Annotated in this window: 17 protein-coding genes and 1 pseudogene; 8 read left to right on the top strand and 10 right to left on the bottom strand. The window is 41.4% G+C overall.

Going from position 1 to position 25,213, the window contains the following annotated elements; translation table 11 throughout:
* The first annotated feature begins 13 nt into the window (after positions 1 to 13).
* From IPM47_00605 to tnpA, 4 genes and pseudogenes are all read left to right on the top strand, one after another.
* A complete protein-coding gene (locus IPM47_00605) occupies positions 14 to 514 on the top strand; it encodes a transcriptional repressor (protein ID QQS29485.1) in 501 nt (166 codons plus the stop codon).
* A gap of 110 nt (positions 515 to 624) precedes the next feature.
* Positions 625 to 981 carry an STAS domain-containing protein gene (locus tag IPM47_00600; GenBank protein QQS29484.1) on the top strand — a complete coding sequence of 119 codons (357 nt, stop codon included), beginning with the start codon at positions 625 to 627 and terminating at the stop codon, positions 979 to 981.
* Between the two features lie 37 nt (positions 982 to 1,018).
* On the top strand, positions 1,019 to 2,305 hold the full coding sequence (locus tag IPM47_00595) for an adenylosuccinate synthase (GenBank protein QQS29483.1): 1,287 nt from the start codon (positions 1,019 to 1,021) through the stop codon (positions 2,303 to 2,305).
* Between the two features lie 164 nt (positions 2,306 to 2,469).
* A pseudogene (gene tnpA / locus IPM47_00590) lies at positions 2,470 to 2,907 on the top strand (IS200/IS605 family transposase).
* A gap of 222 nt (positions 2,908 to 3,129) precedes the next feature.
* On the opposite strand, the gene IPM47_00585 reads toward tnpA, so the two are convergent.
* Both IPM47_00585 and IPM47_00580 read right to left on the bottom strand, forming a co-directional pair.
* On the bottom strand, positions 3,130 to 5,253 hold the full coding sequence (locus tag IPM47_00585; protein QQS29482.1) for a PD40 domain-containing protein: 2,124 nt from the start codon (positions 5,251 to 5,253) through the stop codon (positions 3,130 to 3,132).
* A 41-nt stretch (positions 5,254 to 5,294) separates the two neighbouring features.
* Positions 5,295 to 5,951 (bottom strand): 7-carboxy-7-deazaguanine synthase QueE, encoded by a 657-nt coding sequence (locus tag IPM47_00580; protein QQS29481.1) that lies wholly within the window; start codon positions 5,949 to 5,951, stop codon positions 5,295 to 5,297.
* A 201-nt stretch (positions 5,952 to 6,152) separates the two neighbouring features.
* Between IPM47_00580 and IPM47_00575 the strand changes: the two genes are divergently transcribed.
* Both IPM47_00575 and IPM47_00570 read left to right on the top strand, forming a co-directional pair.
* A complete protein-coding gene (locus IPM47_00575) occupies positions 6,153 to 7,160 on the top strand; it encodes a membrane protease subunit, stomatin/prohibitin (GenBank protein QQS29480.1) in 1,008 nt (335 codons plus the stop codon).
* A 7-nt stretch (positions 7,161 to 7,167) separates the two neighbouring features.
* Complete coding sequence (locus IPM47_00570; protein QQS29479.1) at positions 7,168 to 8,118, top strand: sugar kinase; 951 nt, start codon at positions 7,168 to 7,170, stop codon at positions 8,116 to 8,118.
* A gap of 62 nt (positions 8,119 to 8,180) precedes the next feature.
* Here IPM47_00570 and IPM47_00565 read toward each other — a convergent pair whose 3' ends face one another.
* The 5 genes from IPM47_00565 to IPM47_00545 form a co-directional block, all read right to left on the bottom strand.
* A complete protein-coding gene (locus tag IPM47_00565; protein ID QQS29478.1) occupies positions 8,181 to 9,935 on the bottom strand; it encodes a PKD domain-containing protein in 1,755 nt (584 codons plus the stop codon).
* A gap of 140 nt (positions 9,936 to 10,075) precedes the next feature.
* Entirely contained in the window at positions 10,076 to 10,768 is a 693-nt protein-coding gene (locus IPM47_00560) for a T9SS type A sorting domain-containing protein (protein ID QQS29477.1), read from the bottom strand.
* A 334-nt stretch (positions 10,769 to 11,102) separates the two neighbouring features.
* Positions 11,103 to 12,863, bottom strand: a complete 1,761-nt coding sequence (locus IPM47_00555; protein ID QQS29476.1) for a T9SS type A sorting domain-containing protein — start codon at positions 12,861 to 12,863, stop codon at positions 11,103 to 11,105.
* 72 nt (positions 12,864 to 12,935) lie between these two features.
* On the bottom strand, positions 12,936 to 13,631 hold the full coding sequence (locus tag IPM47_00550) for a T9SS type A sorting domain-containing protein (protein ID QQS29475.1): 696 nt from the start codon (positions 13,629 to 13,631) through the stop codon (positions 12,936 to 12,938).
* Positions 13,632 to 13,959: 328 nt separating this feature from the next.
* Positions 13,960 to 14,346: a hypothetical protein gene (locus IPM47_00545; protein ID QQS29474.1), complete on the bottom strand. Its 387-nt coding sequence runs from the start codon at positions 14,344 to 14,346 to the stop codon at positions 13,960 to 13,962.
* 226 nt (positions 14,347 to 14,572) lie between these two features.
* On the opposite strand from IPM47_00545, the gene ruvA reads away from it, so the two are divergent.
* Complete coding sequence (ruvA, locus tag IPM47_00540; GenBank protein QQS29473.1) at positions 14,573 to 15,166, top strand: Holliday junction branch migration protein RuvA; 594 nt, start codon at positions 14,573 to 14,575, stop codon at positions 15,164 to 15,166.
* A gap of 383 nt (positions 15,167 to 15,549) precedes the next feature.
* Entirely contained in the window at positions 15,550 to 23,088 is a 7,539-nt protein-coding gene (gene sprA, locus IPM47_00535) for a cell surface protein SprA (protein QQS29472.1), read from the top strand.
* 203 nt (positions 23,089 to 23,291) lie between these two features.
* Here the strand turns inward: sprA and IPM47_00530 are convergent, their stop codons facing one another.
* From IPM47_00530 to IPM47_00520, 3 genes are read right to left on the bottom strand one after another with little or no spacing between them, the layout of a single operon-like run.
* Positions 23,292 to 24,275, bottom strand: a complete 984-nt coding sequence (locus IPM47_00530) for an MBL fold metallo-hydrolase (protein QQS29471.1) — start codon at positions 24,273 to 24,275, stop codon at positions 23,292 to 23,294.
* A 45-nt stretch (positions 24,276 to 24,320) separates the two neighbouring features.
* A complete protein-coding gene (locus tag IPM47_00525) occupies positions 24,321 to 24,548 on the bottom strand; it encodes a helix-turn-helix transcriptional regulator (GenBank protein ID QQS29470.1) in 228 nt (75 codons plus the stop codon).
* 3 nt (positions 24,549 to 24,551) lie between these two features.
* Positions 24,552 to 25,037: a DUF2975 domain-containing protein gene (locus IPM47_00520; protein ID QQS29469.1), complete on the bottom strand. Its 486-nt coding sequence runs from the start codon at positions 25,035 to 25,037 to the stop codon at positions 24,552 to 24,554.
* Positions 25,038 to 25,213 lie beyond the last annotated feature (176 nt).

The raw sequence follows: 25,213 nt of genomic DNA, 5'->3' as shown, positions 1-25,213 counted from the left end.
AGTATTTCAACTTATGCCTGATACATCTGCCTATATTCCCGACAAGAAAATTTTGCATGAAGTGAAAGGTATTTTTACCGCCTTTCTCGAAAAAAATCAACAACGGAAAACCCCCGAACGTTATGCCGTATTGGAAGAGATTTATTCGAGAAACGACCATTTTGATGCAGAAACCCTATATATCCAGATGCGAACCAACCAATACAACATAAGCCGTGCAACCGTTTATAATACCCTCGAGTTGCTCGTCGCCTCCGATTTGGTTGCAAAACATCAGTTCGGGCAAAATGTAACCTATTATGAAAAGGCTTACGGCTACAAACAACACGACCATGTTATTTGTATTGACTGTAAAAAGGTGATGGAATTTTGCGACCCAAGAATTCAGCAGACGAAATCCATGATTGGAGAGTTGTTTAACTTTACCATCACACATCATTCTCTGAATCTATATGGAACCTGTCAGGGCAACTGTGAATATAAAAAACAACATCCTGAACTTACAGATTTTTGAAATGAGTTTGCCGTTTTTTTGTAAAAATCAGAATGAGCACTATCTAAAACAATTTTCCTCCCGCAATTTGCAATTTGCTGAAAGGGCAATGCATCGGAATTGTAGCAAACATGAACTTTCAACTCAAGCCGCTCAATAGTTCTACTTCACTCCTTATCCTCCAAGGCAGTTTAATAGAACAGCATACCTTGTTCGATACGTTTCAACAGATTTCGGACATTACAGAACCCGGCAATTTGAATTTTATCATAGATTTGTCCGAAGTTAAGGTCATCAACAGTGCAGGGCTTAATTTGCTGATACACCTGCTTACCAAATCCCGGAACGCAGGAGGGGAGACCATTCTCATCCACCTTTCTGAACAACTGAATAACGTGATGATTATCACCAAACTGAACAGCATTTTCACCCTTGCACCAAATCTTGAAACAGCTTTAAGTATTTTGGAAACACCTGCTAGATTTTAAAACAACTTTTTATATATTTACCACTTAAACATAAAACATGTCTGTTGATGTACTGTTAGGACTCCAATGGGGAGACGAAGGAAAAGGAAAAGTAGTAGATTTTTTGGCAAATCATTATGACATAGTCGCCCGCTTTCAGGGTGGCCCCAATGCAGGGCATACCTTGTATATAGATGGGCAGAAAATAGTGCTTCACCACATCCCTTCGGGCATATTTCACCAACGCCCGGTCAACTTAATCGGCAACGGAGTGGTCATTGACCCGGTTTCACTGAAAAAAGAAATTGAAAAAGTACATGCCGCCGGTGCCGATGTTTTTAACCGGCTCTATATTTCCCGCAAAGCACATCTTATTCTTCCCACCCATAAATTGTTGGATGCAGCTTCGGAAGCATCAAAGGGTAAAGATAAAATAGGTTCGACTCTCAGAGGCATCGGTCCGACCTATATGGATAAAATAGGACGAAACGGACTTAGGATAGGGGATATAGAACTCTACAATTTTGAGATTTACTATCAACAGTTAAAAGCGAAACATGAAACTTTGTTGTGCAACCTGTATGATTTTGAGTATGACCTCGAACCACTGGAAGCCGAATTTTTTGACGGCATCGAAATGCTCCGGAAAATAAAATTGACCGATGCAGAATATATGGTAAATGAGGCCATAAAAAAAGGTCAGAAAGTTTTGGCAGAAGGCGCTCAGGGTTCTATGTTGGATATAGATTTTGGTACTTATCCTTTTGTAACCTCCTCCAATACGGTTACTGCAGGGGTTTGCAGCGGTTTAGGTATCGCACCCTCTACCGTCGGGGAAGTGTTCGGCATTACCAAAGCCTATTGTACCCGTGTGGGCAGCGGCTCTTTCCCAACAGAGCTGTTTGACGAAAACGGAGAAAAAATAAGACAGGCCGGTGGTGAGTTTGGCGCAACAACCGGCAGACCGAGGCGATGCGGTTGGATAGACCTGCCTGCCCTCCGCTACACCGTCATGCTCAACGGCGTAACGCAATTGGTGATGACCAAAGCCGATGTGTTGTCGGTTTTTGATACCATCCAGGCCTGTGTTGCCTACGAACATAACGGGCTGCGAACAACTACACTGCCTTATGACCTGGAGCGGCAATCTATTGTTCCGGTATATAAAGAATTTGAAGGGTGGCCATTTCCGCTTTCAGATATACAAACCTTTGACGAGCTGCCCGCCTCATTTCAACATTATGTGGGGTTTGTCGAAAAATATTTAAACGTTCCGGTAAGCATTATTTCTGTCGGACCTGAACGCGAACAACTTGTTCATAAGAAGGCGGAGATGATGATGTGAGCAGGGAGTTAACTATGGCTGAGTTGCCACACCATAGCTTGTAGTTATGGGTGGGTTTTTTTGAATTTATTGTTCTTAACAGAAGGAGTTTGTATAATTGTGGTGATGATATAGGCGGGATTTTATATTTGCATACTCCCAAACATTTAAAAAGCAATAAAAAAATGCCATTCATAAAAGTCTATATTCATTTTGTTTGGAGTACTAAGAACAGAGAACCATTACTTGATTCACCGGAATTGAGAAAACAAGTTTGGAAACACATCAGAGATAATGGTAAGGAGAAAAATATTTTCATTGACTTTGTCAATGGTTATAAAGATCACTGTCATTGCTTGATTTCATTGGGAGTTGATCAAACTATTCAAAAAGTGATGCAACTTATAAAAGGAGAGACTTCATTTTGGATCAACAAAAGCAATTTAACAAAACAACGATTTTAGTGGCAGGATGAGTATTTTGCTGTTTCAGTATCGGAATCAGCGATTGGCAGAGTAAGGAACTACATAAAAAATCAGGAGGATCACCATAAACACAAAACATATCAACAGGAATATGATGAGTATATCACCAAATATGGGTTTGAGAAATTCAAAGGTTAAATTTTAGGCTAAAGCCGATAACGGAATTGAAATATCTAATCCATACCTCCATCTGAAGCTGGAGGGAAATCATTTTGGGAAAATTCAAAAAATAAATAGGAATGTGGCTTTAGCCCATTCCAACTTTAGTCCATTAAGAAAAAAAACAAGAGACGATATAAAAATTTATAATTCCAACAAAAATAAATATCCGATTTTCGGCAAAAAAAATCCTTTTTCCGGTTACTTAGGCTTGTTTGTTTTCGGAGTTTGTTCTTTGCCTTTTGTATCGGGCAGAATCGCATTTTTAAGCAAATTACCTGTTCCGTTGCTCTTTTTTTCTTCGGGCTTTGTAACCACTGAACTGCCGTTTTGAGATTGACTGATTTGAACATTGCTGATGCCGTCTAAAACAGTAAACTCTGTGCGGCGGTTTGCCGCACGTCCTGTTTCGGTAGTGTTGTCCGCTATAGGTTTGGTATCCCCATATCCTTTGTAAGTCAGTTGTTTAACCGGAATTTTCATGCTCAGCAGATAATCGTAAACTGCTTTGGCGCGGTTGGTCGAAAGTCGTTGGTTGTGTTCTTTGCTGCCGGTGTTGTCGGTATGCCCGCTAATTTCTACTTTCAAGGTTGGGTAGTCTTGCAATAACTTTACTAACCGGTCTAACTCAAGGAAAGAGGTGTTTTTCAGTTCGTAAGAATCGGTTTCAAAAAAAACATTTTTAAGCACGATAGTTTGCCCGATATTCCATACCGGTTTTTCGTCTTTTTGCTCTTTTTTGATGGGTTTCAAAGCAATATTTAGCAAAAAAGGCTTGTCGGTTTGGCGATTTGAAAGGGAAAAGTTTTCCGAAAAAAAGAGATAATCGGGCTTTGAAACATTATACATATATTCTTTACCTGCAGGCAGGGTTACCAAAAACTCACCTGAAACTGCATCAGAAGCTGTTTCGTGCAATACCTTGCCTGTTTCGAGGTCAATCAGTTCGATAGTAGCCGAAATTGGTTTTCGGGTTAAATCATCAATCGTTTTTCCTTTTACATAGGTTACATAGTTGGGTTGCGCCGCTTTAGGCAGGTCGAAATAAAAGATATCTAACCCATATCCTTCTTTGTAGGAAGAATAATAGGCTTTGTCGCCTTTGGCATTAACAACCAATCCGTTTTCGGTACCGGGTGTATTGATGGGATAGCCAATGTTTTCGGGTTTACCCCAATTGCCCGAACTATCGCGGCGCACGACATACAAATCTGCATTGCCCATGCCAACGTGACCGTTAGAAGAAAAGTACAAGGTTTGATTGTCGGGGTGAATAAAAGGCGATTGCTCGTCTTTGGCGGTATTGATGGAGGGGCCTAAATTGACCGGTTCTGTCCAACTGTTGTTTACCAACTGAGTTACCCAGATATCAATTCCACCAAATCCTCCTTTGCGGCGGCTGCAAAAGTAAAGCGTTCGTCCGTCTGCCGAAATAGAGGGTTGCGATTCCCAGGAAGAAGAATTGACCGGTTGCCCAAAATTGTAAGGAACTTTCCAGGAACTACCCGATTTGATACAATAGTAAAGGTCAAAGCCACCTTCGCTGTCCGGTCTGCCGTTGGCGGCAAAAAACAATCGGGAGCCATCGGGTGAAATGCAGATTGCCCCTTCATTTGCCGGCGAATTGATAGGTTGCGCCATTTCGAGAGCAGTTTCCCAGGCACTGGTATCTGAGGGGCGAACACTAAAAAAAAAGTCTTCGTTTATGTCAGCGTTAGAGTTAAAGCGCCGGGTAAATACCAGCATTTGCTCATCGGCGGTTATCATGGGCAAATACTCATCATGGCGAGAATTAATGGCAGCATCCATGCCTATTGGATTAAACGGAACCGGATTTTTGATGGCATGTGCTGCAAACTTAGCATTTTGAAATAACCAATCTGCCTGAATACGGGTATCTTTAAATGCATCTGTCGTTTTAATAGACAAGCAATGTTTCAGTTCGGAAGCAGCTTCTTCAAAGTTGCCCTCCTCCATCCAAAGTTTTCCCACCGAAAAACTTACCATAAACTCGTTTGCCGGAGATGGACTAATACTCAGAATTTTGGTATAGGCTGCTCTCGCCTCATCATATTCTTTTAACCGTCCGTGAACTTCTCCCAGCCGGGCATAGGCTTTTGCATATTTAGGATATTTTTTGACAGTTTTTAAAAGGATTGCCTTTGCATCGGCATATTGGTTGTATAATATATGTTCATTGGCTTTGTTAAACCATTCGACTGCCTTTTTGGGCATGGCGGGTTCGTTACCGTCTGTGTTTTGTGCTTTTAAAACAAACGACATACAACATAGCAGCAACCCTGTGATGATGCCAGATATTCTCATAGGTTTTTTTAGGTATAAGGTGAAATGAAAATTTTGTATAACTATGGAATATTCATGTATTTATGCGTTTGAAGAGAAATGCGCCATTTGGGGTATTGTTTGACATAGTCAACAATCAAAGGTAAAATTATATGACTTTTTCCCCATTCCGGCTGAAGAAAAAGAAGGCAGTCGCTATTAGTCTTTGAGGCATGTTGTTCTGCCCATTCAAAATCTGATTTGTTATATACGACTACTTTCAACTCATTTGCCATTTGTGAGATTTCCGGTAAAGGCGCTTTAAATTTTTTGGGCGACAGGCAAACCCAATCCCAATTACCCGAAAGCGGGTGTGCGCCGGAGGTTTCAAGATGCGTATGTTTGCCGGCATCCTGCAAAGCAAGGCACAAATCATTCAAATTGTGCATCAATGGCTCTCCTCCCGTTATAACGCATATTTCTGAAGGATATTTCAGACTTTCAGTAACAATATCAATTACAGGTATCTTAGGATGACGGTCTGCATCCCATGATTCTTTGACATCACACCAAACACAACCCACATCACAACCGCCTAAACGGATAAATACAGAAGCCTTACCCTGGTGAAAACCCTCGCCCTGAATGGTGTAAAACTGTTCCATTAAAGGCAGGGTTGCCGTTATCAATCGTTCATTGTGATGGCTGTCTTCTGTAAGCAGGGATTTCAAATAAAACATATAACTATATTGAATAGACAAAAATAGCTGATTTTCTTGAAATGTTACGGAATTACCTCTATAATTGCCGTATCTCTTTACAAACAAGGGTAATTTATGTACCTTTCACGCTAAAATTAACTAACATCAAAAAAAGATAGGACACCTGTTTAGCCGGCAGTTTTCATTTTTGTACTACCGACACCTTCAAAATTTACCAATATGCTTGGAATTAAACACGTTAAATTTGACTCCATGACCTATGTAATTCATTTCAGTAACGGTAAAATCGTGAAAGAGGGTCGTGGGTTATCGTTCTTTTATTTTTCTCCCAACAGTTCTATTGCAGCTATCCCGATTGGAAGTAATGACCTGCCTTTTATCTTTAACGAAAGCACTGCCGATTACCAAACAGTTTCTATTCAGGGGCAAATTACTTATAAGGTTAACGGACCTACCACCCTTGCCAATATACTGGACTTTACTTTAGACGATAAAGGGTTTTATAAAAAAAACGATATAGAAAAGCTCCATCAGCGAATCATTAACGAAGCACAAACTGCCACATCTGCCTTTATTTCCGGTTTAGGCTTGAAAGAGGCTATTCGTTCGGCAAAAACAATCGAAAAACAAATTTCAGACGGGCTGCTCAGCTCGCAGGCCATAAGCATTTTGGGCATCGAAATATTGGGAGCAAATATTCTGGCCGTTAGTGCTACTCCTGAAATGAAACGAGCTTTAGAAACTGAAACCCGCGAAAAGCTTCAACAGGAAGCTGACCATGCTATTTACCAACGACGCAATTTTGCTGTTGAACAAGAACGGAAAATTAAAGAAAGCGAGTTGAATACAGAAATTGCGGTGGAAGAAAAGAAAAAACAGATTGCCGAAAAACAGATGGAAGGGAAAGTTCAACAGGCAAACAACGACCGCAAATTAAGGGAAATGGCGGTAGAAGCGGATATTTCTGTCGAAAGTCAGCGCAAAAACCTGATCGAAATGAAAACTGAAAACGACCGATTAGAAGCAACTACCCAGGGATTTGTATTAGACACCCTCCTAAAACCCTACAAAGATGTGGATTGGCGCACTTTAATAGCCTTAAACAATAACCCCGACCCACGTTTCAATATCGCGTTGGCCTTCAGGCAGATCGCTGAAAATGCAGAAAAAATTGGAACCCTTAACATTAGTCCCGACTTGTTAGACAACCTGCTCCAACAACAGTAAGTATCCGATGAGTGTGGAATATGCCATTATTGTTAAAAACAAAACCCGCCTGGAAGCACTGATTGACCGCTTTAACACCAAGGCGCAGGCAAAGTTTTATATTGAACGATCGGGTGGAAATTTTGAAGATTACCAGGCAGAACATGATGCGTTTCATCGTTCGCTTGATACGGTACTGGCAAAGTTGAGTAAGGTGATAAAATATAAGATAGTCGAAAGAATTTATGTGCCGGCATTTATATTTACCGAAAATCACCTGATTGTGGTCATTGGCCAGGATGGATTAGTAGCAAATACTGCCAAATATTCGGAGGGAGCACCCATTGTTGCAGTTAATCCCGACAAAAATCGCTATGACGGGATATTACTTCCTTTCGACACCTCTAATTTTATAGGTGCAGTAGAAAGTGTGATAGAAAATCAACACAAGTTCAGAAGTGTAACGTTTGCCGAAGCAAAACTAAACGACGGACAAAGATTGTTAGGCTTTAACGATTTGTTTATTGGTGCTTCCTCCCATGTTTCGGCCCGTTACCGGATAACTTACCAAAATCAGACAGAAGAACACTCTTCCAGCGGTTTGATTGTTTCAACACCTGCCGGCTCAACCGGTTGGCTGAGCTCTGTTTTTAACATGACCATGGGAATTGGAAAACTTTTCTTCGGATTGCCGATTGACCAAAATAGGCGTAATAAAAAGGAAAGTCATAGTCAACAGCCTTCTTTGTCCCAAAACCAGTTGTTTTTTGCTGTTCGGGAGCCTTTTAAAAGCGTTAAAACGCAGACAAGCATTGTTGCCGGATATATCAGTTCCAAGACAGAGTTGACTCTTGAATCGTTTATGCCGGCAAATGGAGTCATTTTTAGTGATGGGATGGAATCCGACTTCCTTGCTTTTAACAGCGGCGCTATTGCCCGAATTGGTATTGCAAAGGAAACAGCAACTTTGGTTTTGTAGGATGGTTTTGGGGGGGTAGAAACATGAGATGGTCTTGTTTCTAACAACTCAGTTCTCAAACTCTACCGCACCATCGCCACCTTACCCCGCGCCAACACAACACCATCAAATACTTCAAAAACATATACTCCTTCCGGCAAATGCGCTATCGAAATGGTTTTGCTTGTCGTGTTTGTTGAGCCTGTCGAAACAAACTGTGTTTGCAACACCAACTGACCGGTCAGGTTGTAGAGGGTAAAGACAGGCTCGTTTCGACTTCGCTCAACAAGCAGCGGGTCGGAAGCAATAGTGATTTGCAGTGTGTTTTGAGCGGGGTTGGGGTAAACTTGGATGGAGTTCTCACCCTTCAGGGGGTCGGGAGGCAGCCCCACCGCAATACCACTCCCCGAACGTGCATAAACAAGCTGTTGGGTAACACTGGTATCTGAACAAACAATGGCAGTGAGGGTAACGAGGTAGTCGCCTTCTTCGGGATATACGTGGGTGGGGTTTATTTCGTTGCTGACAGCACCGTCGCCAAAATCCCAAATATAATGCCCCCCGTCTATGCTGTCGGGATAGACTTGCAGGCTTTGGTTAAAAAAGGTAAACAATGCCGGCGGTGTTGTATCTTGTACATAAGTAAAATCTGCCTGCGGAAGACTGAGCAGCCCCATGCAGTTGGTTTTGACGACCAGCATATTGGCAGAGCCTACCGGCTCGGTGCGGCCCACGCACAGAAATCCGCCATCTGGGGCAGGGGTGAAATTATAAAAATAATCGTTATTGGGTTCCACGTCAAAGTAACGAACCCATAACGGCTCGCCGTCCGAGCCGCGTACTTTCATCAGAAATGCTTCAATTTTTGCTCCGTTACGTTTGCTGCTTCCTGAACAAACAATATTATCGCCCACTTGAAAAACAGCAGAAGCTTCGTTAAAACCATTACTTAGTTGATAATGTCTGTCCCAAATAGTATTTCCAAGCGTGTCAACTCTTAACAAAAGTACTCGACCACTATAATAATCCATATAACTTGTACCGGCTATTATAAAATTATTATCGTTGAAGCTGTTAAAACGAATGGCTACTGCTTTTTTCCATCCCCAATCATAAATTGTGCTGTGAATAATATCGCCATTAGTGTTTATACGCATAAATAAGGCATCTCCATCAGAACTAGTTATATTGCCGTAATTTACCATTCCAATTGCAAAACATCCTCCGTCTGAGGCTGGCTGTAAGTCCGTAATCTTATTTTTGTTGCTAAAATTGTCATAATACCTGCGCCAAACCATTTCTCCGTCCGTTATTTTGGTCATCATTAAACGGTAGGGTTCGGAGGCAGTGGTTGCTGACTCGCCGCCAAAATAATAAGTATTGGATTCGGGATAATATAAAAGTGCTCTGCCATTTGACAAAATTGGAGGATCGGGAAATTGGTAGAGGTTTAACACCTCGCCTGCGTGGTTGACTTCCATTAAAAAAGGATAACCGGTAGGAGGATAAGTGCCATAAGGATCATTATTTATTTGGCCGCTAAATGCATAGCCAAATGGCGTGATTACTAATCCTTGTAAGATAAATATTCCAAATTCTAAACCGTAATTTAGTTTATTAAAACTGCTTACTTCGCTATCTGAAAAAAACAGAAATGACTTAATATGGGATTCGGTAGTTAAGTGACTTCCTCCCCCGATTATCAGCGTGCTGTCCGACGTATAAAACACTTTTCCTCCAGCTGAAGTAAAAGAATCAAAACCTAACGATTTGATGAAATATTTTTCCTGTGCGTGTACAATTTGTGAAAACAAAAATATAATTATTATGCGAAACATAGTTGTAATTGTTTTTGATGAACGTTAAAGTTTGGGAATGATTTCTGACCTACTTCTTTAAGAAATAAGCAGAGTAAGCCGATAGAATTATATAAACTGCCATGCTCGAATTTGAACATGGCAGTTTATATACAATAATATTACTTTGCGACCAAAATTTTACTGCTGCTTATTATTGCTCCGTTACTGGTAACCCGGCAGAAATATAGCCCGTTTGGCCAATCGCTCATGGCTACTAATGTTTTACCGCTTTCTGTAACTGAAAGGCTGAATGTTAATTTGCCAAAGGCATCATATATGCTAATGTTGGCGGACGTTTTTGAAGGCAGGTTAGCGTAAATTTGTAGATACTCTGATGCCGGATTGGGCGTAATATTGATGTTTGGAGCATCAGCAACACCGGTTTTAAACTGTATGGGCATTCCTTCCGTCAGGTCTTCGGGCATAGGTGGAAGTTCAACCATTATCTCTTCGCCGTAAGCTAAATAGCGTAGTACTTTAGCACTCATTGCCGAGGTTGTCTGACTTTGAGCAATCTGGCTCAAAAGGGCATCTTCTTCAGGGCTGAACTGGGTGTAGCTGCGGTTGTTTTGCGCCATCTCTATCTGCAAAGACAATAACTCACGGAAATATTGATTGTCCAATCCTGTTTGGGGCAGAGTGTTACATATACTGTCTGCCTTGCTATACTGTCCCTCTTGCATAGCCAATGCAACTTTCATGCGTTTTGCGGTTTGGGTATTCACACTTTCCAACAGCGACATGGCTTCAGCAGTATCGGAGGTTTCGGTCATGTAAAATAAAGTTTGGGTGGTGGTAAAAAATAATCGCATCTTCTTAGTTTTATCAATCGGCTAAGACAGGGTTTTGGGTTGCTTTACTTATTTTATTCCTTTTCACAGAAAAAAATCAGCTTAAAATCGCACTTTTTTTCATTTTTTTTGAAAAAAAGTTTTTTTGAGCATCAGATGCCTGCCTTTCTTAACGAAAAATAATTTACCTGGGTTGCCTGAAGCTGTTTAAACATAAAATGTTTCCGAAACATCCTATGTTTTTTCTGATTGCCTGTATTTGTCAATCCTTATAGGTTTGCCAAACCTATAAGGATTTTAAACACTACCACCTTTCAGGGTTTTTCACTTTTCACTTTTAGTTTTTCACTTTTCACTATCTAACCACCGCCACCTTACCCCGCGCCAACACACTGCCCGATTGCTCAACGGAATACAAATACACCCCCTCGGGCAGATGTGCCACCGAAATGGTTTTGTTTGTTTCACCCGCCGCAAGGGTGGTTTGCAATACCATTTGACCGGTGAGGTTGTAGATGCTTACCCCTAAATCCCCCTCTACCCCCCAGCCCCCTGAAGGGGGAGTTAAGCCTTCGGGTAGGGCGAAGGTAAGGGTGTTTTGTGCGGGGTTGGGATAGACGAGGATGGAAGAACCCCCTGACCCCTCCCAAGAGCTATCGGGGATGCCTACCGCAATACCACTCCCCGAACGCGCATATACAAGCTGTTGGGTAACACTGGTATCGGAACAAACTATGGCGGTGAGGGTAACGAGGTAGTGGCCTTCTTCGGGATAGATGTGAGTGGGGTGGGTTGAGTTGCTGACAGCCCCGTCGCCAAATTCCCAGATAAAATGCCCGCCGTCTATGCTGTCGGGATAAACATATTGGCTTTGATTGAAGAAGGTGAACAATGCCGGCGGGGTGGTATCTTGTACGAATGTAAAATCTGCCTGAGGAAGACTGAGCAGCCCCATACAGTTGGTTTTGACAACCAACACATTGGCAGCACCGACCGGCTCGGTGCGGCCCACGCACAGAAAACCTCCATCGGGGGCAGGGGTGAAATCGTAAAAATAATCGTTATTGGGTTCTGCGTCAAAATAGCGCACCCATAACGGCTCGCCGTCCGAGCCGCGCACTTTCATAAGAAACGCTTCTACTTTTCCACCGGTATGCCTTCTGCTTCCTGCACATACAATATTATCGCCCAACTGAAAAGCATTAACAGTTTCATTAAAATTGTTGCCAAATTCATAATGTCTGTCCCACATAATATTCCCTAAAGTGTCAGTTCTTAACAAAAGTGCATTATTATTTTTACTAAATCCGGTAATGATTAAATTATCTTCATTAAACCTGTTCAAACGAAATCCTCCTGCTTTAAGCCAGTTCCATTTAAAAGTTTTGCTAAGAATGAGATTCCCTTCGGGGTTAATTCGCATTAGTAATACTTCTCCTTCATAAATTGAGGCAGAAGAGTAATTTACTACTCCAAGAGCAAAACATCCTCCATCAGAGGTGGGCAATAAATCGAAGATTCTATTTCGTTTCATAAAACTATCGTAATACTTTCGCCAAACAATTTCACCGTCCGTTATTTTGGTCATGACTAAACGATCGGGTTCAGCGGCGGTGGTAAATGCATTCCCGCCCAAATAATAAGTATTGGTTTCGGGGTAATATAACAAAGCACTGCCATTCCCCTCATAAGGAGGATCGGGCAACTGATAGTGATTTATTACCTCGCCTGCATGATTAACCTCCATAATGTACGGGTAGCTGTATATATCCCATGGAAGCGTTTCATAAGGTTCGTTGTTCATCCACCCGCAAAAGGCATATCCAAATGGCGTAGTTATAAGGTCTAATATAACAAATGAGCCAAATTCCTCTCCGTAAGTCAACAGCGTTTGGTTTTCGGCAAATTGGTCGGTGAAGAGTAAATTGACCTTCTCAAGTGTCGTATTGGTTGCAATACTTCCGCAACTAAAAACAATTGATGTGTCGCTTGTGAAATATACTTTGTTTGAACCCTGTACCCAACCCCAACTAATAGATTTTTCGAAATACTTGGGTTGTCCTACTACAATTAACCCATAAACAATTAAGACGACAAAAATGCTAATATTTTTCATAGTCAATATTTTAAATACAGCAATACTGCCCATGTTTTTTACGCATAGGCAGTATCGTTGCAGGTTAGTAAATTAGTGTTGTACCACCATTAGTTTGTTGCTGACCACAGTTTTTCCATTTTGCAATAGACGATAGAAGTATATGCCGTTTGACCAGTTGCTGATATTGAGGTGCAGATTGCCGTTTTCGGATACAGCCTGTCGGTAGATACACTTGCCCAAGGCATTGTAAATTTCAACAGTTGCCTCGGTTTTGGAGGGGAGGTTGTACTGTATTTGCAGGTGCTTGGAGGCGGGATTAGGATATAAGCTGATTAAATCTGAATTTGCTGCGCCGTACTTAAACTGAATGGGCATACCTTCTGAAAGTTCATCGGGCAAGGGTGGTAGTTGCACCAATATCTCTTCGCCATAAGCTAAATAACGCAGTACTTTGGCACTCATTGCCGAGGTAGTCTGACTTTGAGCAATCTGACTTAACAGGGCATCTTCTTCAGGGCTGAATTGTGTGTAGCTGCGGTTGTTTTGTGCCATTTCTATCTGCAAAGTCAACAATTGGCGGAAATGTTGATTGTCCAATCCCGTCTGTGGCAGGGTGTTTCCTATGCTATCTGCTTTACTATACTGCCCCTCCTGCATGGCCAAAGCAATTTTCATGCGTTTTGCGGTTTGGGTGTTAACACTTTCCAACAGCGACAAGGCTTCGACAGTATCGTGGGTTTCGGTCATAAAAAATAAAGTTTGAGTGGTGGAAAAAAATAATCGCATCTTCTTAGTTTTATCTATCGGCTAAGACAGGGTTTTGGGTTGCTTTACTTATATTATTCCTTTTCACACAAAAAAATCAACCCAAAATCGCACTTTTTTTTCATTTTTTTTGAAAAAAAGTTTTTTTGAGCATCAGATGCCTACTTTTCTTAACGAAAAATAATTTACCTGGGTTGCCTGAAACTATTTAAACATAGGATGTTTCAGAAACATCCTATGTTTTTGATAATTGCCTGTATTTGTCAATCCTTATAGGTTTGACAAACCTATAAGGATTTTAAACACTACCACCTTTCAGGGTTTTTCACTTTTAGTTTTTCACTTTTCACTACCTAACCACCGCCACCTTACCCCGCGTCAACACACTCCCCGATTGCTCAACGGAATACAAATACACCCCCTCCGGCAGATGTGCCACCGAAATGGTTTTATTAGTTTCCCCTGCGGCAAGTGTGGTTTGTAGTATGGTTTGACTGGTTAGGGTGAGTAGGGTTATTTCTACTTCGCTGCCTGCTGTTACCCCTAAATCCCAATGCACCCTTAAATCTCTGAAGGGGACTTTGAAACCCGTTGAAAGGTTAGTATATTTTGAGCGGAGTTGGGATAGATAATTAGGGGCATCTCCCCTTTTAGGAAGTAGGAGGGTAAAGTTAATATTAGGGAAGCGTTTTAATAAACATGGGCAAGAAGTGGCAGAGGTACGGAAAATATTCATTGGCGCTAATCGGAGTATGAATCCTGAAGATAATAAATTCCGGTTCCTCATACGAGAGGAGAATAACTGCATAAAAAGTTATTTGTGATTTGACCATCATTATTAAAAAACAAATAAAAAAAGCGAATTGTACAGATATTGAACGGCAATGCCCAAATTGTTTTATTACCTAATTCCCATAATTTTTTTCTACTTTTGCACCCGCAATAACCAACCCTTAAAAAGCATGATAGCCTATATTGTAGGGCAATTCACCCAAAAAACACCGGCTTATGTGGTGATGGAAACCTCTGGTGGGGTGGCTTATCATGTCAATATCAGCTTAAACACCTTTAGCGGTATTCAGCATCTTGAAAAAGGAAAACTCTTTACACATCTGCACATCAAAGAGGATGCCCATACCTTGTATGGATTTTCAGGCGAGGCAGAAAAAGAACTTTTTTTACATCTTATTTCAGTGTCTGGCATTGGGCCTGCAACCGCACAAATCATGCTCTCGTCATTAAATCCACAGGAAATACAGGAAGCCATCATTACCGAAAATGAAAATCTTATCAGAACCATGAAAGGGGTTGGCCCAAAAACAGCTAAAAGGGTTATTTTGGAACTTAAAGACAAGTTGTCAAAACTGCCGGCAACCTTGGTTGTTACCGACACAATTGGCAACACGTCAGCTTTTAAAGAAGAAGCACTGAACGCTTTACTTACCTTGGGAATTGCCAAGCCAATAGCTCAAAAGGCAATAGCTCGGGTATTGAGGGAAAATCCTGCGGTTAGTAATGTGGAAACACTTTTAAAACAAGCACTACAGGCACTTTAACACCATAGTGTGTAAATAATATAAATATCATCAACTCCATAATATTTTGTAACCATTAAAAATTACCTTCTTAATTTCATACTACTAAGCAATGCTATTGCGTTTAAGCAGATTGATTTTATTGAACTTTCCAAAATAGTTAAACAACAGTTTATCCCTTTTAACCATCACACCGGGCAACCCGCGTGGCAATCCATTAACCAATCAGACAATTCTGACAGACAAGCTAAAATATTCAATCATATTCTAAACAGAAAAACCCATCAATCAATTTTCGTTTTTAACGCTATCTGCTATATGATTTTATGACCTGAATTGGTTAGCAATAGTGGTGGTATTTCTGTTGATGTCTGTTTTAACTGATGATTAAAACCCCTTTAAGCGTGCATAGGACGAAGTATTTAATACCCGGTATCGTTATCTTTTTATTGGTTACCACCTTTGCCGCCGTTGTCGGCGAAACAAATGGAGGCATTATTCCTCCACCTCCTTTTGCTATTCCCACTTTGCCGATACCCCTGCCTTCGGATTCACCCAAACCGGAAGAGCCGCTTATTTATCCCCTTCCCGATCGGGAAGGAGACTATCTGACCAACCCATCCAACAATCCGTTTGATTTGGGAACACCCCCTTCCATTCAACAAAATGTTGAATACGATCCGGAATCAAATACCTATATCATTACAGAAACTTATGCCAACGGACAATATTTTAGCCCGCCTACTTATCTGACTTTTGAAGAGTTTTGGAAATACCGGCAGGAACAGATGCAGTCTAATTATTGGTTGCAAAAATCTGAGTCTTCCACTCCGTTGCAAGGAAAAGGACTAATACCTCCCCTTTACAAAGGCGGTGAACTGTTTGACCGGTTGTTTGGCCCGGGCGGCGTGGATATTCGCCCTACCGGAAGCATTGATATGGAATTTGGTTTTCAAACCCAAAGGATAGACAATCCTGCTTTGTTGTCCACTGTACGACGTCAGGGGCCTAATTTCTTTTTTGATATGAATATCAATATGGGGGTAGTCGGTAAGATTGGCGATAAAATGAAAATCAATACCAACTATAATACCCGTGCTATTTTTGACTTTGAAAATCAAATCAAACTCGAATACATTGGCGATGAAGATGAAATTGTTCAGGAGTTACGTGCCGGAAATGTCAATTTCCCTTTGCCGGTAACGCTGATTCCGGGTTCTCAAAATCTTTTTGGAGTTCAAAGCAAACTCAAGTTTGGCAGATTGACCATAAATTCCGTTTTGTCTCAACAACGGTCAAAAACCAGAAACATTACCTTACAAAATGGCGCACAACAACAGCAGTTCAGGATTTCTGCCGAAGAGTATGATGAAGACCGGCACTTTTTCCTTGCACAATATTTCAGGAAAAACTACGAAAAAGCACTGAGAAGTTTGCCTTATGTTAATTCCGAAGTTGTGATCACACGAGTTGATGTATATGTGAGCGACAGCAGAGGAACTCCAAGCGACACACAACGCGATATCGTTGCCTTTTCGGATTTAGGTGAAAACGAACCCTATAACCAAAATACTACTCCAACACCGGGACGAACATTTCCCGACAACCTGACCAATGACTTATACCAAAAATTAGTCGGTAACCCACAGCTTCGCCAGTTAGTAGATGTTGCCCCGATTTTGGAAAATGCTGCCGGAGCCACACAACTGAAAGATGTGGTGGATTTTAAGAAAATGACGGTCCGAAAACTCAACCCGACAGAGTTTAGTTTTGACCCTCAACTCGGATATATTTCACTCAACTCAAGGCTTCCCGACAATGCAGTGCTTGCCGTTGCTTATGAATATACGACTATTTACGGAGGACGCTATCAGGTAGGGGAACTTGCCGAAGAACGTCAGCCTTCAGATATAGAAAACAACCCTACCGTTTTATTTCTGAAAATGCTTCGCAGCATACGCCATGAACCTAAGCACCCGAATTGGGAGCTGATGATGAAAAATGTCTATGCGCTTGGCGCTTATCAAATTCAACCCCAGGATTTCAGACTCGATGTATATTACGAAGTGCCCGGAAAAGGAGACATTCGCTATATCCCGGAAGGAGATGGCATTAAAGGAGTTCCTTTAATTGCCCTGATGAACTTGGATCAGACCAATGCCAGCAATGAGCCGTATGGCAATTGTTGCTTTGACTTTATTGATGCTAAACCGGGTTTTGGAGCAGCCCCGCCCATTCAATCTGCTACCACAACGGGCGGAATGAATACCGGTATGGGCATGCAAACCCAGCAAGGAGGACAGGGCAATATATCCAATAATGCGCTCAGGTTTGGAACTATTAATACCCGAACCGGGAAAGTATATTTTCCGGTATTGGAGCCTTTTGGACAAAACCTCCAGAACAAATTTGAAGAACAGAATGTAAATCCGGAAATCGCTAAAAGATATGTGTATAACTATCTTTATGACTCTACCCGCGTAATTGCGTCCATGTTTCCGGAGTTGAATCGTTATTTTATCAAAGGAACTTACAAATCTTCGGTTACCTCAGAAATTGCTTTGGGCGCATTTAATATCCCAAAAGGATCAGTAAGGGTAACTGCCGGAGGAATGATTTTAACAGAAGGGGTAGATTATGAGGTGAATTACAATCTCGGCAGGTTGATTATCATTAACGATGCCATCATCAATTCCGGTGTGCCAGTCAATGTGAATTTTGAAGATAATGGCACGTTTGGATTACAACAACGCACTTTTCTCGGAACCAGATTAGATTACAAAATTCATCGGGATTTTAATATCGGGGGCACCTTTGTGAGACTGTCAGAAAGGCCGTTTACTCAAAAAGTGGACTATGGCAACGACCCGATTGCCAACTCGATGGTGGGATTAGATGCCAATTATTTTGCACCGGCTCCATGGCTGACCAAGGCACTCGACAAACTCCCGCTATATAGCACCAAAGAACCTTCTTCTATTTCATTTAATGCCGAAGGAGCCGGATTTTTACCCGGCCATGCAAGAGGCATTAATGTGGACGAAAATGGAACAGTTTATGTAGATGATTTTGAAGGAAGCAGAACCCAATATGACCTTAAGTTTCCCTATACTGCCTGGACTTTATCAAGTGCACCAAAGTTTTCTCCGGACCAATCCGGCAATATTCTGTTTCCGGAGGCAGAATATGTTAACGATCTGTCTTACGGCTTTAACCGTGCAAAAATAGCCTGGTATCAGGTAGATAATGTGTTTGGACGAACAACCGGGGGTGTTGACCAGCCTTTTGATTATTATACCTATCCTATCTTAGAAACAGATATTTTTCCAAATACCCAAAGCTTTACCGGACAAGTCGTGATGCGACCGCTCGATATTGCTTTCTTCCCCGAAGAGCGCGGCCCCTATAATTACGAAACTACCGGCAGACCGGGCATTTCTGCGGGAATCGCTCCTGACGGAAAACTGTTGGAGCCTAAAACCCGTTGGGGGGGAATTATGCGCGACAGCCCTTTCAAAAATTTTGAACGGGCAAATGTGGAGTTCATTGAATTTTGGCTTTTAGACCCATTCATTACAGAAAAAACCAATCAGGGTGAGTTGTATTTGCAACTTGGAAATGTATCCGAAGATGTGTTAAAAGATGGAAGGCAGTTTTATGAAAATGCCCTTTTACAGACCGTCAATTTGGATGAAACAAACTGGGGTGTGGTTTCAAAAACCCGTCCTGTTACATTTGCATTTGACAACAACCCCGATGTTAGAGAAACCCAGGATGTTGGATTTGATGGACTGAATGATACTTCCGAAGTAGCTAAGTTTGGCGATTTTTTGGGAGATGTTTCGGCTATTCTGAATCCCGATGCCTATGCAAAATTACTTGCCGACCCGAGCAGCGACAACTTCAGGCATTTCAGGGATACTTACTATGATGTAATTCCAACCAATTCAATAACAGACCGATACAAAGATTTTAACGGACCTGAGGGGAATTCACCGGCACAGGCAGAAACCAGCGGATTTACCAATTCAGGCACCAATTTCCCGGAAATGGAGGACTTGAACCGCGACTATACAATGAATGATTCGGAAGAATATTTTCAGTATCGCATCAATCTGAAGCCTTCCGACCAAATGGTTATCGGTCAGGACTATCTGGTACAATATATTGACACCCGTCTTAGAGATGTTCCGGGTGTTCCGTCTGATACCACAGTAAGATGGTACTATTTCAGAATTCCCATCAATGAGTACACCGAAAAAGTAGGGAGCGTTAATCTTCGCAACATAGAATTTATGCGCTTGTTTCTCACCGGTTTTGAAGAACCGGTCATCTGCCGGATGGCAAGATTTAACATGGTAAGAAATACCTGGCGCCGTTATGAACCCTTGATTGTCGAAGAAGGTGAATATATTCCTAACGACTTAGATCCCTCAACTTTCTTCAATCTGACTTCGGCAAGTATTGAAGAAAATTCGGCACAACAACCTGTTCCTTACCGTATTCCTCCATGTATTAACCGCGAAATTACAGCCGGAACAGCAGTGGCTAACCTGCTTCAAAACGAGCAATCTTCTGTCCTTCAGGTGGGAGATTTGCAGGATGGTTATGCAAGAGGTATATTCAGGGGTATAGATATGGATTTTCGGCAGTTCAAAAGGCTGAAAATGTTTATCCATGCCGAATCTCTCTCCACATTTGGCGCATGTAACCCTATTGAAGATGGTGAAATCAGCGCTTTTATCAGAATTGGGGACGATTTTCAAAATAACTACTATGAGTATGAAATCCCCCTTCAGGTTACATCAAGCGAAAACAGGGATATATTCAGCGCGCTTTACCCGACTCCGACCGAATGTGGGGATTCTGACCGATATTGGATATGGCCGGAAGACAATGAATTAGACCTTAGAATACAGGATTTGGTTGAAGCTAAAATTGAGCGCAACTTTACCCCCAATACCCGGACAGACAAGCCTTGGGTTAAGAAAGTGCCTATTGTCTGGAAAACGAACGGCGATACAGTATGGGCAAAAATAACGGTAGTTGGTAGTCCCGATATTGGACGGGTCAAACAAATTATGTTAGGCGTAAGAAATCCCAAACGCACGATTTTAAATGAAACAACCGACGATGGAATGCCTAAATGTGCCGAAGTCTGGTTTAATGAATTGCGACTTTCAGACTTTGACCAAACTGCAGGTTGGGCAGCCCTGGCACGAATGGATGTAAAACTGGCAGACTTGGGAAATATCACGGTTTCCGGTAGTATGCACACACCTAATTTCGGCACTTTGGAACAAAAGGCAAATGAGCGATATCGCGATTTGCTATATCAATATGATGCCTCAGCCACCCTTGAAATGGGTAAACTTCTTCCAAAAAATGCAGCTATCCGTATTCCGGTTTATGCCGGTATTTCCCAAACCATCAGTACTCCTCAATATGACCCCTATGATACTGACATCTTGACCAAAAGAAATATTCAGGAAATAGAAAACTTATATGGTGCAGATAGTGCTCGCATTGCCCGAAAAAACCGGCAGACCAGCACAGGCATAAAGAGCATCAATGTTACTAATCTGAGAAAAGAACGCACCAACAGCAACCGCGCTCCGATGCCTTATGATGTTGAAAACCTGTCATTTACCTATGCCTATACAGAAACTGAATTGAGCGATCCGGTCATCGAAAGCCAAACCGATAAGCGCCACAGAGGAAGTATCAGTTATGCCTACACTGCCCGCCCCATCTATTGGTCTCCACTCAAAGGACTGATCAAATCAAACAGCAATTATCTGAAGCTGTTCAAAGACTTTAACTTTAATATCATACCAAGCACTGTATCTTTCAGAAATAACATTAACCGGCAGGTAAATATTTTACAACTCAGACCGGTAGTAGGAGAAACCTTGTTGCTGCCTGCCTGTTACGACAAATTGTTTACATGGGATCGAATCTATGGCGTTACTTACAACCCGACACGTTCTATCACTGCCGATTTTACGGCAAACAATACCTCGGTGATTGATGAGCCGCAAATCGGGAAAACACCAAAGGACACCCTTTGGACGAATATTAAAAGGTTGGGACGCACCAGAACTTATAATCAGGCAGCCAATATAAACTATAACCTGCCGTTAGACAAAATTCCATTTTTGAGTTGGACACAGGTGCGTGCCCGATACGGCAGTACCTACTATTGGCAGGCAAGTCCGATAGCCATGGCAGATACTTTAGGCAATATTTTTGGTAACGGAAGAAATATCCAGTTGAACGGAGAACTCAACTTCGTTAAGCTATATTCCAGCATTCCTTTTATTAAGGACATCAATGCTCCTAAAAGCAATACTAAAAAGCCTCAACCCAAATCTGCGCAACCCAAAAGTAATGATAAGTCATCTAAAACTAAAACTGCCTCTTCAGGTGGGGTAAGCAATGCGGCAAGAGTCATACTTCGGCCTTTATTGATGTTGAGGCGGGCATCAATTACTTATAGTGAACGAAACGAAACCGTTGTACCGGGATTTAACCGAATACCCAGAAATCTGGGAATGAATTGGGAAGACGGCCCACGACCAGGATGGGATTTTATATTGGGCGACCAACCTGAATTGAAAAACTGGTTAGAATGGATGGCAGATGATAGCTTATTGGTTGCTAACCGGTATGTGAATGATCAGGTGCGTCAATCTTCAAATAAAACCCTGAATATCAAGGCCAACCTCGAACCCTTTACCGATTTAAGAATTGACTTAAATTTAGACCTCACTCACAACAATCAACATTCCGAGTTTTATAAATTAGATGAAACGAACAATCAGTTCATGCACTTGTCAAAAATATATACCGGCAGCTATACTATTTCTTATTTCACACTGCCCACTATGTTTGACAAAATTCGGAAAAGCGACAGCATAGCTGTTTCTACCACTTTTCTTCAGTTTCAGGAATACAGGGAAATATTTTCACAACGCTTCAAAGAACAGTTTGAAACCTATAATCCGGGTGTAACTCTGGGTCCTTATCGCGATTTATTGAATGATACTACTTTATTAAATTATGCAGAAGGCTACGGGCCATATTCTCAAGATGTATTGTTGCCTGCCTTCCTCGCTGCTTTTTCGGGCAAAGATGCCCGCAAAGCCAATCTTAACGGACTGAACCTGTTACCGCTACCAAACTGGCGGCTTACCTACAACGGTTTGAATAAATTGCCGGCCATGAAAAAGGTATTTGCAACTTTTAACATTACTCATGGCTATACTTCTACGTTGAGCGTAAACAATTACCAAAACAACCTCAATTTTGACGACCGGTATTATTCAGATGCCATGCTGTTGCCCAATGACCAAAACATCGTGGATTATCTTATTTCCGAAAGATTGCGTATAGCGGGTCTAAGCGACCTGGATACACTTACCGGTAACTTCTTCTCTTATTACCGAATTCCGCAGGTGATAATTTCCGAACAGTTATCGCCGCTGATTGGAATAGACGCGACCTGGGTAAATGGTCTTTCTACAAGGTTTGATTACAAACGGTCGCGCATGTTGGGCATGAGTTTTCAGGATTATCAACTTAGCGAACAGCGTTCAGAAGAATTTACTATTGGATTGGGTTACCGATTGAAAGGGCTAAAAATGAAATTCATTAAGTTTAGAGGGAAAGCCCTTGACCTTGAAAACGACCTGGTATTTAATACCGATGTGTCCTATCGCAACAATGTTACGATGAACTATCGCTTAGACCAAAACGTGGGTGAGCCGACAAGCGGAATGAAAACCATCAGAATTGCTCCATCCATAGATTATGTAGTAAGCGAACGGCTTAGAATAACTCTGTTTTACGACCGAACACGAAACATCCCGGCAACCTCTGCCTCTTTCCCGATTACAAATACCAGAGGTGGGATCCGAGTTAGCTTCAATCTGGGACAATAATTATCCCAAAAGGATAGCAGCAAAGCAATTTAGGTAGTTGAGTATATAAATTGCATACAACGGACAACTCAAGGAGGTTGGCGTAGTTATGCTGATTTTTTCAATCTCCTGAGAATGAACAATGATTTTAGTACGATGAACTGAAAAAAAGAAGTTGTGCAAAAGTTATCCAATATGGTGGTTTGCGGTGCTTTCTTCGCAGGTTAAAACACTATTTGTTTTCCAACCTTTACATATCGGTAAGCATCTCCGAACTCCCTCTCAAATTGCGCGATTACCTCATCGCTGCTGTCGTGTCCTCCGACACCTATAAGTTGAATGTTTTGGTCTTTGATCATTTTGATGTTGTCATCTACATCCTTTTGGGTAAGTTGGTCAAATGGCCCATTGCCTGAGCCTATGCGTTGTGCGTCAATAAGACCTCCCATCATTTTAAGCCTGCCTTCCGGAATCGGGAAATGAAGCCCGCCAACTATGGCATAAATAGGTTCGGAGAAAATATCTTTTGTTCGTTTGATAATCTTGGGAATGGTTTGATGACTACAGCCTACAATAAGCAGTATGCCCTTGTCTTTAATGTTAATGGCTAACGCCTGCTCTTCTATTCTGCCGATAATAAGTTCTGCAGGTATGGCACCGATAGTGGCAATTCCCGAATCCAGTAACTGTGGTATTTGAGTATTGATAGGTTGTTGTCCCGGATAGGTCATGTCAATGGGTGTGAAAATTCTTTTATTACCCAATTCAATTTGTGTGTTTCCGAGTGAGAATGTGTTGTTTTTCATCCATTTAATTCCACCTACATGGTCAAAGTGGTTATGCGATATAAAAATCATATCTATGTCATCTATTGACACACCCAATTTTTGCATGTTGTGCATTAATGGGGATGGCTCCTGCTCATCGGGATTATACCCCAGGTCAAATAAAATTGTGCGATTGCCTGCTTTGATTAAATAGCTGACACCCGCCTCTGTTTTTAAATCAGCAGATTCCGCGTGCCAGTCAATGAGTGGGGTAAAGAAAACAGAATCAACAGTTCCCCAGTCAGAAATTTTGGGGGGAGTATAGTTGTTAAACTCGGCATTTGCTTTTGCAATTTCTTTTTGCAGGATATAGTTTTTACGGTAAATAAGTCCGCTTACTATTAGCAGCAGAAATAAGGCGGCAAGTAAAATTTTTTTCATATTATGAATAGTTGAAGTTAGAGATGTGTATTATGGTTTCCAATATTACCGGTTTGTTGTTTTTTCATCCTCACTTACATACTCCAGAATATCCCCCGGTTGGCAGTCTAATGCTTTGCAAATTGATTCTAAAGTGCTGAATCGAATAGCTTTTGCTTTTCCCGTTTTCAAGATGGAAAGATTAGATAAGGTTAAATCCACTTTTTCTGAAAGTTCATTCAGAGAAATTTTACGTTTTGCCATCATCACATCTAAGTTTACTATAATTGGCATCTCTTAAATGGTTAAGTCATTTTCTGATTTCATTTCTACCGCATTTTGTAATATTTTTTCAAACAAGGTTACCATTGTAGCAATGATAAGAGCAATAAAAATCATGAAAAAACCTATCATAACACCACCTGCTATATCCTCTCCCTTATTTGACTGAACTATGAAAAAGTAGGCTTCTGCTCCTAATACAAAGGTAATTAGGGCTATTGCACAGTGCTTAATTGTCCGCAAAGCGCTCAAAGAATTTTGGGTAAATAAGTTGTTTTGTCCGATATAGCGCAGCAGTTTAAATACCTGATACAACCCCCCAAAAAAAGACATTGAAGCGATATACACATAAATCAGAAATGGGTCTTTGAAGTAAATCTCAAAAAGTGTAGAATCAATATTTCTGCCTTCAATATGAGGCTCCCATAGCATAAAGGTTAGGGCGGCGATGCCGGTTATTATGACAACTGCCTGAAGAAAAATTATTGGAATTCTTTTCATAATATAACTTTTGAAGTTTAAATTATGATGCAAACATAGTGCTTATTTATTGATAAACAATAAATATTTTCTGTTTTTTAAAAAAAATAAAAATAATTACCAGTGCAGAACAAACCGATATGTGATTTGACATTTTTTGCAGCAGGCCGATTTGATAAAAAGGAGCGGCTGTTAAA

It is taken from the genome of Sphingobacteriales bacterium, assembly GCA_016700115.1.
Lineage (GTDB): Bacteria > Bacteroidota > Bacteroidia > Chitinophagales > UBA2359 > UBA2359.
The sequence above is the reverse complement of the archived record's forward strand: the minus strand, read 5'-3'. Positions and strand labels throughout refer to the sequence as shown.

Excerpts from the sequence above, each read along its gene's own strand:
- IPM47_00605 (QQS29485.1), top strand. The coding sequence starts at position 14 with ATGCCTGATACATCTGCCTATATTCCCGACAAGAAAATTTTGCATGAA.
- IPM47_00600 (QQS29484.1), top strand. The coding sequence starts at position 625 with ATGAACTTTCAACTCAAGCCGCTCAATAGTTCTACTTCACTCCTTATC.
- IPM47_00595 (QQS29483.1), top strand. The coding sequence starts at position 1,019 with ATGTCTGTTGATGTACTGTTAGGACTCCAATGGGGAGACGAAGGAAAA.
- IPM47_00585 (QQS29482.1), bottom strand. The coding sequence starts at position 5,253 with ATGAGAATATCTGGCATCATCACAGGGTTGCTGCTATGTTGTATGTCG.
- IPM47_00580 (QQS29481.1), bottom strand. The coding sequence starts at position 5,951 with ATGTTTTATTTGAAATCCCTGCTTACAGAAGACAGCCATCACAATGAA.
- IPM47_00575 (QQS29480.1), top strand. The coding sequence starts at position 6,153 with ATGCTTGGAATTAAACACGTTAAATTTGACTCCATGACCTATGTAATT.
- IPM47_00570 (QQS29479.1), top strand. The coding sequence starts at position 7,168 with ATGAGTGTGGAATATGCCATTATTGTTAAAAACAAAACCCGCCTGGAA.
- IPM47_00565 (QQS29478.1), bottom strand. The coding sequence starts at position 9,935 with ATGTTTCGCATAATAATTATATTTTTGTTTTCACAAATTGTACACGCA.
- IPM47_00560 (QQS29477.1), bottom strand. The coding sequence starts at position 10,768 with ATGCGATTATTTTTTACCACCACCCAAACTTTATTTTACATGACCGAA.
- IPM47_00555 (QQS29476.1), bottom strand. The coding sequence starts at position 12,863 with ATGAAAAATATTAGCATTTTTGTCGTCTTAATTGTTTATGGGTTAATT.
- IPM47_00550 (QQS29475.1), bottom strand. The coding sequence starts at position 13,631 with ATGCGATTATTTTTTTCCACCACTCAAACTTTATTTTTTATGACCGAA.
- IPM47_00545 (QQS29474.1), bottom strand. The coding sequence starts at position 14,346 with ATGAATATTTTCCGTACCTCTGCCACTTCTTGCCCATGTTTATTAAAA.
- ruvA (QQS29473.1), top strand. The coding sequence starts at position 14,573 with ATGATAGCCTATATTGTAGGGCAATTCACCCAAAAAACACCGGCTTAT.
- IPM47_00530 (QQS29471.1), bottom strand. The coding sequence starts at position 24,275 with ATGAAAAAAATTTTACTTGCCGCCTTATTTCTGCTGCTAATAGTAAGC.
- IPM47_00525 (QQS29470.1), bottom strand. The coding sequence starts at position 24,548 with ATGCCAATTATAGTAAACTTAGATGTGATGATGGCAAAACGTAAAATT.
- IPM47_00520 (QQS29469.1), bottom strand. The coding sequence starts at position 25,037 with ATGAAAAGAATTCCAATAATTTTTCTTCAGGCAGTTGTCATAATAACC.